Origin of the sequence: Sphaerospermopsis aphanizomenoides BCCUSP55 (assembly GCF_001586785.1) — a bacterium.
In the GTDB taxonomy this organism is placed as follows: Bacteria; Cyanobacteriota; Cyanobacteriia; order Cyanobacteriales; family Nostocaceae; genus Sphaerospermopsis_A; species Sphaerospermopsis_A aphanizomenoides_A.
The window spans coordinates 1-12,127 of the sequence record NZ_LUFH02000141.1 but is presented as its reverse complement, the minus strand read 5'-3'; the positions used below and the strand labels follow the sequence as shown (position 1 = coordinate 12,127).

Genomic DNA, 12,127 nt, shown 5'->3' with positions numbered 1-12,127 from the left:
GCCAGATTGAATACTATAGTTGAGGAATTACTAGAACAGTGGGATTGCAAACTGATTGAGTTCAACGGAGAGGAAGACCATGTTCATGTACTTTTTCAATACCATCCAGACGTTGAACTTAGTAAATTAGTAAATAATCTCAAGTCTGTATCGTCCAGAAAATTACGCCAAGAATTTTCAGAACACTTGGAACAGTTCTACTGGAAAGACGTATTTTGGAGCGGCTCGTACTTTGTGGCTAGTTGTGGCGGTGTTACTGTTTCTACCCTTAGAAAATATATAGAAGCGCAAGAGACCCCAGAAAAAAAAACTTAGAAATTGTTCGTTTCCTCCACGTCCTCTTTCCTCGCCTATGGCATTGGTCAGAGGACATTCGTCAACTCACGCACATTCATCCCACACTCCTAAGAGTGAGTGTAGGACTTCTGCTGAAAAAGTTAAACAAGCATTTTGAAATGTTATGTGTTACTTTCTGATTAAATAGAAACATTGCTAATATTCAGTATATTTGCCGAGAAAGATGAGTTATCTGTTTGTTAAATGGATTACTGAGAGATGTGGCAAGGTGTCACTAAAAACCTTGGTAATCGTACCATTTGTACTGCAAACCGTGGGAGTTGTGGCACTTGTAGGTTATTTGTCATACCGTAGCGGCGAGGTGGCAGTAGAAAAATTGGCAGATAAGTTGATGGATCAAACAGTACAACGGATTAGCGATCGCCTCGACACCTCTTTGCAAACGCAACAACAAGTAGTGGCAGTCAATCACCAGGCTTACCAGCAGGGTTTTCTGGATATCAACAACAATGAGCAACTACAAAACCATTTTTGGCAGCAAATGAATTTATCCCCATCCTTGGGGTCTGTTTATTTTATCAACGAACAGGAAGAACAAGTTAGCTACAGACGGTTGCTGAGTCAGGAGATGATTACCGAAGTCGAACAGCTAACTGGGAAAAGGTTAAAAATGGGGACATTGTACTTAGCCAAGGTCAGACAACCACAGCCAAAAAAACGGAACTATTATTTGCTAGATGAACAAGGACAACCAAGAGAATTGTTTCATACTTTGGCAGTCGATAACAGTAAAATCGCCTGGTTTCCTGATGCCAAAGCAGCCAAAAAACAAACCTGGACATCAATTTTTGTTTACCGAGCGTTTCCAACATTGGCTATTAACGCCATCGCTCCTGTATACGATACTAGTGGAAAATTTCAAGGGGTTTTTGGCTCTACTACTTCGCTTTCCGATATTAGTGCATTTTTAAAACAACTAAAATTTTCGCCTAGGGGACAGGTTTTTATTATGGAGCGTTCTGGCAATTTGGTGGCTACATCCACTCCAGAACTCCCATTAATCAAGCATGAACAAAAACCACCAACTAGGTTGCTTGCTACCCACAGTCAGGATACCTGGACAAAGGCAGTTGCGGTTAAATTACAGCAGCAATACAGTAATCTCCAGCAAATTAACACTTCTCGTCATTTTCAAGTAGGGTTGAGAGGAGAAACGCTGTTTGCTCAAGTCCAGCCTTACAAAGATAAATATGGTTTAGATTGGTTATTGGTGACGGTTATCCCCGCATCTGACTTCATGGGAGAAATTCAGTCCAATACTAATTTGACAATTATTTTATGCGGGTTGACATTATTTGTTGCTACTGGTGTGGGAATACTGACAGCAGGGTGGATAACTAAACCAATTACCCAGTTAAGTCAAGCTAGTCAGGCTTTAGCGGAGGGAAAATGGCAGAAACCTTTATCGGAAAATGCAGCGATAGCAGAGTTGCAGGTATTAGCTCAATCCTTTAATTGCATGGGTGAACAACTGCTAACAGCTTTTCAGAAATCAGAAGAGAGATTTGCTAAAGTATTTCGTACCTGTCCCGATCCGATCACTATTGTTAATCTTACAGATGGAAGTTATCTGGCTGTAAATGATCAATTTCTGACGCTCACTGGTTACACTGATGAAGAAGTGATCGGTCATACAGTCGATGAATTAAATTTGATGGTTCATTCCCAACAAGCACAAGAAATTTACCATCTGCTACAAAATCAGCAGACAACTCAAAATTATGAAATGGAGTTGCTAACCAAATCAGGAGAAATCAAAACTGGATTGTTATCTTCCGAGTTGATTGAGTTAGATGGTCAAATATTTGTGATTTCAGTTTTTCAAGATATTAGTGATCTTTATAAGGAGCTTCGTTTACGCCAACAAGCTGAATCAGAGTTACGTGAAAGCAATCATTTCATTCAACAAGTTACGGATTATTCGCCACAAATTCTATATATTTTAAATCCACTTTCTTGGACTAACTTATACGTTAATCGTCAATCTATAGAGATTTTGGGTTACACACCTGAAGAGTTTATGCAAGGTGGGGCGCAATTTTTTTTAGCCATCTTACATCCCGACGATTTGCCATTGATGTATCGCAATATGAATCACTGGAAAATTGCCCGTGATGATGAAATTTTAACTACTGAATATCGGATGCGACGTAAAAATGGTTCTTGGTGTTGGTTGCGATCGCGGGATGTAGTCTTTGCTAGAGATGAAAATAACCAAGTCATCAAAATCCTAGGTACTGCCCAAGATATCAGCGAAAGCAAACAAATAGAAGCTGCTTTAGAGAAAGAATTAATTCGCACCAAAACACTTTTTAATACTTCCTTTGATGGCATTGTGGTTTTAGATCATCAAGGTAATGTTTTGGACTGCAATCTCAGTTTTGCCAAGATGCTGGGCTATGGTTTAGAAGAAGTAAAAACTCTGCATATTACCGATTGGGATGCAAAATGGACACCAGCAGAAATTAATCAAGGAATTGAGGAATTCAATTTTGAAAAAAGAGTTTTATTTGAAACTCGTCATCGTCGTCAAGATGGTTCAATTTGTGACGTAGAAATCAGCGCAAATAGCGTGAATTGGGATGGTGAAATTGTACAGTTCTGTATTTGTCGGGATATCACCCAGCGCAAACAAACAGAAGCCGCCCTCAAAAAAGCTCATCATCAGATTGCTTTTCATATTGAAAATACCCCCTTGGCAACTATTATTTGGGACGATAAATTTCAACTGCAACAGTGGTCAAAACAAGCTGAGAAAATATTTGGCTGGAAAGCAGAAGAAGTTTTGCATAAAAATATGCTTGATTGGCAGTTTATCTTTGAGGAAGATTTAGACAAAGTTCAATTAGCAGCACAAAAACTGCTGAGTGAAGAAAGCAGAAGTGTTTGTCATAATCGCAATTATCGGCAAGACGGCTCTGTAATTCACTGTCAATGGTTTAACTCAGTGTTGATAGATGAATTTGGTAATTTAATTTCTATTCTCTCTTTTGTACAAGATGTGAGCGATCGCATTCGATTTGAATTAGAACTCCAACAAGCAAAAGAAGCCGCTGAAGCTGCCAACCGGGCTAAAACTTCCTTTTTGGCAAATATGAGCCATGAACTCCGTACTCCTCTCAACGCCATTCTGGGGTTTGCTCAACTTCTGAATTGGGACTCTACCTTACTTCCAGAACATCAAGAACAGGTAAAAATCATTTTGAACAGTGGAGCGCATTTACTCCAGCTGATCAATGAACTGCTGGAGTTATCCAAAATTGAAGCCGGAATGTTGACTTTAGAGCAGCAAGATATAGATTTATTAGAACTGCTTGACTCATTAAACAGTATGTTTAGTCAGCAAGTACAGAATAAGAAATTGCAGATGCACCAAGAAATTTTACCAGAAGTGCCTCACTACATCACCGTTGATGGTAAAAAATTGCAACAGGTATTGATTAATGTGATTGGCAATGCCATTAAGTTTACTCAACAGGGAAGTATTTATCTGTCAGTTTCCTTAGCAAATCAATCAATAAATTCCCACTATGAATTTAAGAACCGCGCCTACTTGCAATTCCAGGTTATTGATACTGGAGTTGGTATCACTCCCCAAGATTTGGAAATAATTTTTGATGCCTTTACTCAAGCACCAGCTAATGGACAGAGCATCCCAGAAGGAACAGGACTTGGACTCACCATTAGCCGTCGGTTAGTGCAGTTAATGGGTGGGGAAATAAAAGTCAAAAGTACGTTAGGACAGGGCAGTACATTTCAATTTATAATTCCAGTTTTGGTGGTAACAAAACCCAATGTCAAACCTCACAACCGGACACAAAAAGTTATAGGATTAGCACCTAATCAACCCAATTATCGGATTTTAGTTGTGGATGACCAGGTTGTAAATCGGCTACTGCTAGTAAAACTGCTTGGTAAACTGAAATTGGAAGTGCGAGAAGCTGTAAATGGAGAAGAAGCTATCTCTATCTGGCAAGAATGGCAACCTCATTTAATCTGGATGGATATTCGGATGCCAGGATTGGATGGTTATGAAGCGACGAAACGAATTCGAGCTATTGAACAATCACAACATCCTACTATTATCATTGCCTTAACGGCTCAAGCTTCTAATGATGATACTTCTAGGGAGCCTAACTATAGCCATCTTGCTCTGGCCGCAGGTTGTAACGACTATATCAGTAAACCCTTTCCCGCAGAAACTCTGTTCAACAAAATGGCGGAGCATTTGGGTTTACGTTACACTTACGCAGATTCAGTACCCTCGCCATTAGTCCTCAATCAACCTTTAACAACTGAGGATTTTGCGATTATGCCTCAAGCCTGGATAGTTCAACTCCATCAAGCTTCAATATCTTGTGAACAAGCAACAGTAGAAAATTTGATTAAGCAAATTCCCCCCGAAAACTCATATCTAGCTCTTGGTTTAGAGCAACTTATCTACAACTTTGCCTTCGACCAAATTATCAAACTGATACAAATCTATGTTTCTGATGAATAGATCGTGATGTGAGATTATTACTAACTAGGAGTTCAGCCGCAAGCATGAAGGTAAGCATTCAGCCGTCAGCAAAAATATGAAAACCATCAATAATATGCTGTAAATTGCTCTCATTCACACTGCTGTAATTTGACAAAACTCTGCATACTGGTTATTAACTCAGTTTCACGCGCCTGGGCATAGCTACTTACTGATTACTGCTGAATACTTACGAATGAAGTTTTGTCCCTACATTCCCACACCCTTACATTTTTATAATTAGCTACTTGGGTTATTTAGGACTTATTGTGATATAATGTTTGGATAGTTTGAGTTTTTGTGGCGGGATGTGGCGCAGCTTGGTAGCGCACTTCGTTCGGGACGAAGGGGCCGCTGGTTCGAATCCAGTCATCCCGATTTGTTTTTGTAACTTGCCAAATTAATTGTCCGCGTTGACAAACTACCTGATTATTTTGATTTGATTATTGTTGATGAGTGTGACCGAAGTAGTACCAGAGATGAAAGTAACTGACGACAAGTTTTAGAATATTTTGCACCTGCTTATCTGCGGGGTGATAAGTATGAGAAAATCTTAAAAAGTGAATTTTTACCCGATTTAGATTTAACTCTGTTGGCAAGTTTGCTGTTGTCTGGTGAAAAACCAAAAGATTTAATCTCAAAGTTCCGTGAAAATATCCATCGGTGCAATTCATGAATTGCACCTACAAATATATACAAATATATACATCCCACATTCCGCACCCCCAGTGTCACAATCGGTAATTTCGGATTTTTCAACACCTTTGAGGATAATTTTGATATAAAATTTTTGAAATCTTAGGTGGCGATAGCGAATCGCTGCTGCAAGCAGTTCGCCAATCTCAAATCTCCAAACGACCAATTAATTTTCGTTGTGTGACAGTTTAGGGTGCGGAAAGTCCTTTTTTATAGCAAATTGAATGCGTAATTCCTATATGTCATCATCATCTTCATTTTGAGGAAAACCAATAGCAACTTTTGCTAAAATTGCACTAGCCTCTTCGATTTTGTCTTCTTCAATCAGAGATACTGCTAGTCCTAACTGTGCGTTAGATGATGACTCAGGGTTTAGAGCAATTGCTTTCTTAAAAGCTTCTCTAGCTGCACTATAATCTTTCTGTAAGAAATAAGTTTTACCCATTCCTGCATAAGCATCGGGATCATTAGGCTTGATTCTCAGCACAGCTTTTAACTGAGTAGTAGCCTCAAAATGTTTTTCCTGCTGATTATAGGCTTGAGCTAGTCTCTTCCGAGCAGCGAGCAATCGTGTATTAAGACGTAAAGCTTTACTCAGTTGTTGTACAGCTTCATCAAACTTTTCTTGCTTCAACAAGACTTGTCCTAAACCTACATAAGCCATCGCCAAGTTGGGATCTAATTTGAGAGCATTTTGAAAGTATTCCAGAGCTTTGTCTGATTTCCCCTGAGCAGCATAAGCTCTAGCGGCTCTCAAATAAACATTAGTAGAAAGCGGATCTAGACGAATAGCTGCTTCAAAATGAACAATCGCGTCCTCATACTGCTTTTGCCGATATTTTACATTTCCAGCTGATACGTGAGCAGCTATAGAACTGGGATCTTCTTTAAGTACAGCATTAAATTCCTCTAAAGCTTCATTAAAGTTACTAGATCGAGCGAGTTCTTGACCTCGTTTTAAATCTCCTCGTGGATAAACATCAACTTCTACTCGTTTAATATTAGGCGTAAATACTCGCTGAATACTAGGAATAAATTGAGTCATTTCAGTTTTAGTTTTTTATTAACTTTGCTTCTTAGTTTCTAATCAAAAAACACTTTTCCATTAGGAATTAAAGTGTAATTTGCCCTTGTATAAAACCTACTCAAATCTACCTATATATCGAAAAAGCCGTCAACCATTTTACTTGTCCTAGTTATGGACAGACTACTTACACTATACACCCACTATACACCAAAATCATTGGCAAATGATTCATGATTGACCGTGGGGTGAAAAACCAGTTCTATTAAGTTTAGTAGGATATGAGTAGATTTAGATAGATATTTTGATTCAGTTACAGCAGCTTTCAGCAGTCAGCGGTCAGCAGTAAAACCCTTCTGGTGCAAGGCTTTGTCATAAAAATTTGTACCTTATTGATCTGCAATATGCTGTACTGACCTAAACTTTTACAAACTGAGGTGTTTCTATCTCCACATTTTTATTTAAATGCTGATCTAAAACAGAGGGAACTTGTCTAGCTTGAATGCGAGTATAACGGGTTTTATCTGGCATAACTAAATTAGGACCAGCCTTACAGTTTTTCATACAGCCAGTACCTTTAATATTTACTGTATCTTGCAAACCGCGATCGCTCAACTCTTTCTCCAACATCTCACATACAGCTTTACCACCGCGTTTCATGCAATCTGATTTTTGACAGAATAAAATAGTTTGCTTTTTCACTGTTTGCTGTTGAGGTTTAATTCCCATATCAGCACTTGCCGCCATTACTCTTTCGGCTTTTAACATAATTTGATCTTTTTTAGCGTCATACTTTTTCATACCTACCACTTGCAACCAAGTACCACGCGGTAAACGCAAATCGAAAGCCACTCGTAAATGCTTGGCTAACTTGACATAGCATTGTCCCTCACTGGTGGCTAACAATAAACCCTTCAACTTATAACCATCTTTAATCACAAAATCCAAAAATCTGCCTTCTAAACAAAATTCGGTCATTTCTGTACTAGGAGAAATTCTCATTTTTTTAACCTATTTTTAATCAAAACAACCTATCAGCTAATTAAAAATTGTGGTGACGCAGACACCAGCAGCGTTCTAAACTCCGAATCTTCTCTTGACGAGAAGCTGTTACTTGTCGCATCACACTCCAAATTTGCAGTACTGATATGGGAGTGGCTATTTCTACCCGTAAAGGTTGGTTAACCTCACAACCACAGGGAATATCCAACTCCCGCAGACGTTGATACACCTGCCATCTATCAGCCCAGTTTATTTCTATAACCTTCTGTTCTTCCATCTTCAGAGTTCTGAGTACAGAACAAACTAACTGTTTAACCCCTATCTGTCTTCAGAATACATTAACTGCAAAATATTGTCATTAATTTTGCAAAAAAATCTCATTTCTGGATATTGTCCTGACCATGCATACTTAGGTGCGTAAGTCAATAATATTGTTAGTGATTAGAAATTACATAACAGATATAGAGTGAAAATTTCCGCTAACAACTATTAAAAATTCAAATTTTACTCAGATTTGTTAGCCTTGCGTTCATTTTTTTCAATGTTAATATGTAAGAAATGAACAGTTAAAAATTCCAACTGTCAAAATAAGGGGAGAACCATGTCTGATACTCAAGCTGTTTTACACAACTTTGGTCAAGTTTACGACAATCCGGTATTACTAGATCGTAGTGTTACTGCACCAGTAGTAGAAGGATTTAACGTTGTTTTAGCAAGTTTTCAGGCTCTCTACTTACAGTATCAAAAACACCATTTTGTTGTAGAGGGTGCAGAATTCTACTCTTTACATCAATTCTTCAATGACAGCTACAAAGAAGTTCAAGATCATATCCATGAAATTGGCGAACGTTTAAATGGCTTAGGTGGTGTACCCGCAGCAAGCTTTAGTAAATTAGCAGAATTATGCTGCTTTGAGGTAGAAGCTGATGGTGTCTATTCCTCTCGGAAGATGGTAGAAAATGACCTGGCAGCAGAACAAGCAATTATTGGTGTAATTCGTCGTCAAGCTACTCAAGCTGAGAGTTTGGGAGATAGAGGTACACGCTATCTCTATGAAAAAATCCTGCTCAAGACAGAAGAAAGAGCCTATCATTTAGCACATTTCTTAGCTAAAGATAGTCTAACTTTAGGATTTGTCCAACCAGCACAAAACTAAACTTTCAATAGTTAGGATTAGTTTAAAGAAAGTTAAAGCATAATTTAAGACTCGAAACTTTCTAAAAAATATATTTTGGCAGAGATTGATTTTTCTTATCTCTGCCATTTTTTAGGGAAAAGTGCCGACATTATTATCGGTGAAATCTAAATCACGAAAAATATTCAATATATTAATTGATATAAATTATCAACTATATTTTAAACACAATTAATTTGATACTCTCATCAAGAATCTATTAAAAAAAAGAAATTTTTCTAGACAATAAAAACTTATATAAAAATATAAATTTGCTATTTTTTACCACCTCAAATATCTTGATTAAACCCAGACAAATACTACTTAGATAAAACACTGGCACTGGAAATATTCAGATGCTTTGACAAAAGGTTCAAAATTTCCGATTTGACTGGTATAAAAAAAATTATATATAATTAATTACAATAAAACATTTATAGGCTTGGTTATAAACCTCAGTATTGTCAAAAAACAGTTATATAAACTAGCACTCAAAGAACTTAGTAAAAAATAAAGTAATTTAGGAGTAATACGCTTAAAATAGTCATAAATTCGTCTGCCATGCTGGAAAATCCCCAGGCAAACTCCGCCATCTGACTCCTTCTACCAACACATAAAATATCGCATTCAGAATTTCCCACATATCGACTTCACGTGGACGACCGCCTGGTTTTGGTTCTGGAATTATGTCACTTATCAATTCATACTCGTCACGAGTCAGATTGCTAGGGTATGCTTTACTCATGTTGCTCTTTTGGTGCTGTCTATTCACTATTCACAGCTTATACCGAGAGAGCTTTTTTACTGCCTCTCCGACTTTTCAAACATCCTCTAAGTGTATTGACGATGTAAAATTTATTATCTTTTAAGTAAAAATACACTATCACGACTGCAATTAATTTAAAACTTAATATTTCTTCTCTGAAGAAATACGGGATGTATAGTTAGCATTAGACAGTACTATCAGAATAAATAAGTAAAAAATTGCAGAAAGCCGATATTCAGACCTTCAATGAGATGATTCGTAATTGATCCATAATTAAGTATATTTTCTGATAATGGAGTTATAGCTGTGGATAGGGTAGTTAGGACATTAATTGATAATGAAACTCCCACTATAAGAGGGTTTTACTCCTGAATCCTCCTATAGAAAGATTAACAGACAATACTGAGGAAGCTCAGAGTATTCACTAATGCCAAATCTTCAATGACACCTAAAATTACCTACTGCCCGGAAAACTTAATAATAAATAAGATGATCAGGGGTAAAGACCCTTAAAATAGTCAAGATTTGTATTTTCTCGATCTAAAGTAAAAACTATGCCTCGTCGTCAAGATATCCGAAAAATATTGCTGTTAGGTTCTGGTCCCATTGTCATTGGCCAAGCTTGTGAATTTGATTATTCTGGTACTCAAGCCTGTAAAGCTTTGCGAGAAGAGGGTTATGAAGTAGTGTTGGTAAATTCCAACCCTGCAACCATTATGACCGACCCGGAAACCGCCGATCGCACTTATATTGAACCGCTAACCCCGGAATTGGTGGCTAAGGTAATAGAAAAAGAACGACCAGATGCTTTGTTACCAACGATGGGAGGACAAACCGCCCTCAACTTGGCTGTGGCTTTGGCCAAAAATGGGGTGTTGGACAAATATAATGTAGAGTTGATTGGGGCAAAGCTACCAGCAATTGAAAAAGCTGAAGATCGCAAATTATTTAATGAAGCGATGGCGAAAATTGGGGTAGCAGTATGTCCTAGTGGTACAGCTTCAACTTTAGACGAAGCAAAAGCGATCGCTCACCAAATCGGTTCTTATCCTCTCATTATTCGTCCCGCCTTTACAATGGGTGGTACAGGTGGTGGTATCGCCTATAATCAAGAAGAATTTGAAATCATGGCGCAAGTTGGTATTGACGCTAGTCCTGTTTCTCAAATTCTCATTGACCAATCTTTATTAGGTTGGAAAGAATATGAACTAGAAGTAATGAGAGATTTAGCAGATAACGTAGTCATTATCTGTTCCATCGAAAATTTCGATCCAATGGGGATTCATACCGGAGATTCTATCACCGTTGCCCCAGCCCAAACCCTCACAGATAAAGAATATCAACGTCTGCGAGATATGGCGATTAAGATTATCCGGGAAATTGGGGTAGAAACCGGCGGTTCTAATATTCAGTTTGCGGTAAATCCTGTGAACGGGGATGTGGTAGTAATTGAAATGAACCCCCGTGTATCTCGCAGTTCCGCTTTAGCTTCCAAAGCCACAGGTTTTCCCATAGCGAAAATGGCGGCAAAATTAGCTGTGGGTTATACCTTGGATGAAATTAAAAATGACATCACCAAACAAACCCCCGCATCCTTTGAACCCACTATAGATTATGTGGTGACAAAAATTCCTCGGTTTGCCTTTGAAAAATTCCCCGGTTCTGACTCTGTTCTCACTACCCAGATGAAGTCTGTGGGTGAAGCAATGGCTATAGGCCGGACATTTAATGAATCTTTCCAAAAAGCCCTGCGTTCCCTAGAAACCGGTCGTGCAGGTTGGGGTTGTGATAAATCAGAAAAATTACCTAGTGGTGAACAAATACGCGCCCAATTACGGACACCAAACCCAGAAAGGGTGTTTGCGTTGCGTCATGCGATGCAGTTGGGAATAACCAACGAAGAAATTTATGAACTAACAGCCATTGATCCTTGGTTTTTGGATAAATTACAGCAAATTTTGGAAATTGAGAAGTTCCTCAAACGCACACCTTTACAGCAGTTGACGAAAGAAAAAATGTATGAGGTGAAGCGCAATGGTTTTAGCGATCGCCAAATTGCCTACGCGACCAAAACCAAGGAAGATGAAGTGAGAGCATATCGGCAAAAATTAGGTGTCATTCCCGTTTACAAAACTGTGGATACCTGCGCGGCGGAATTTGAAGCTTTCACACCTTATTACTATTCCACCTACGAAGAAGAAACGGAAGTATTACCCACCGATAAACCCAAGGTGATGATTTTGGGAGGTGGACCAAACCGCATTGGCCAGGGGATAGAATTTGACTACTGTTGTTGTCATGCAGCCTATTCTCTCAAAGCTGCGGGTTATGAAACCATCATGGTCAACTCTAACCCAGAGACAGTTTCCACAGATTACGATACCAGCGATCGCTTGTATTTTGAACCTTTAACCAAAGAAGATGTCCTCAACATCATCGAAGCCGAAAACCCCATCGGTATCATCGTCCAATTCGGTGGACAAACACCCTTAAAATTAGCGGTTCCTCTACAAAAGTATCTAGCTTCCCTTGGTGGGGAGATGGGGAGATGGGGAGATGGGGAGACAGTTCACCCCACCACCCCACCAC

Annotated in this window: 8 protein-coding genes, 1 tRNA gene and 1 pseudogene; 5 read left to right on the top strand and 5 right to left on the bottom strand. The window is 38.6% G+C overall.

Annotated elements, in window-relative coordinates; translation table 11 throughout:
- The 3 genes from tnpA to A0J48_RS24335 form a co-directional block, all read left to right on the top strand.
- Positions 1-315 (top strand): IS200/IS605 family transposase (gene tnpA / locus A0J48_RS24345; RefSeq protein WP_200327169.1); only part of this gene is annotated, 315 nt, incomplete at its 5' end.
- A gap of 250 nt (positions 316-565) precedes the next feature.
- Positions 566-4,858: a PAS domain S-box protein gene (locus A0J48_RS24340; protein WP_200327168.1), complete on the top strand. Its 4,293-nt coding sequence runs from the start codon at positions 566-568 to the stop codon at positions 4,856-4,858.
- A 322-nt stretch (positions 4,859-5,180) separates the two neighbouring features.
- A tRNA-Pro gene (locus A0J48_RS24335) sits at positions 5,181-5,254 on the top strand.
- Between the two features lie 65 nt (positions 5,255-5,319).
- Here A0J48_RS24335 and A0J48_RS24330 read toward each other — a convergent pair.
- From A0J48_RS24330 to A0J48_RS24315, 4 genes are all read right to left on the bottom strand, one after another.
- Positions 5,320-5,550, bottom strand: coding sequence for a hypothetical protein (locus tag A0J48_RS24330; RefSeq protein WP_200327167.1), 231 nt, complete (start codon positions 5,548-5,550; stop codon positions 5,320-5,322).
- Positions 5,551-5,807: 257 nt separating this feature from the next.
- A complete protein-coding gene (locus A0J48_RS24325; RefSeq protein WP_200327166.1) occupies positions 5,808-6,617 on the bottom strand; it encodes a tetratricopeptide repeat protein in 810 nt (269 codons plus the stop codon).
- A gap of 396 nt (positions 6,618-7,013) precedes the next feature.
- A complete protein-coding gene (locus A0J48_RS24320; RefSeq protein WP_200327165.1) occupies positions 7,014-7,598 on the bottom strand; it encodes a (2Fe-2S) ferredoxin domain-containing protein in 585 nt (194 codons plus the stop codon).
- A gap of 40 nt (positions 7,599-7,638) precedes the next feature.
- Positions 7,639-7,875 (bottom strand): Asr1405/Asl0597 family protein, encoded by a 237-nt coding sequence (locus A0J48_RS24315; protein ID WP_200327164.1) that lies wholly within the window; start codon positions 7,873-7,875, stop codon positions 7,639-7,641.
- Positions 7,876-8,199: 324 nt separating this feature from the next.
- Between A0J48_RS24315 and dpsA the strand changes: the two genes are divergently transcribed.
- Positions 8,200-8,754 carry a DNA starvation/stress protection protein DpsA gene (dpsA, locus tag A0J48_RS24310; protein WP_200327163.1) on the top strand — a complete coding sequence of 185 codons (555 nt, stop codon included), beginning with the start codon at positions 8,200-8,202 and terminating at the stop codon, positions 8,752-8,754.
- A gap of 552 nt (positions 8,755-9,306) precedes the next feature.
- Here dpsA and A0J48_RS24305 read toward each other — a convergent pair.
- A pseudogene (locus A0J48_RS24305) lies at positions 9,307-9,517 on the bottom strand (transposase); the annotation flags it as partial.
- A gap of 575 nt (positions 9,518-10,092) precedes the next feature.
- Between A0J48_RS24305 and carB the strand changes: the two are divergent.
- Positions 10,093-12,127 (top strand): carbamoyl-phosphate synthase large subunit (gene carB / locus A0J48_RS24300; protein ID WP_200327162.1); only part of this gene is annotated, 2,035 nt, incomplete at its 3' end.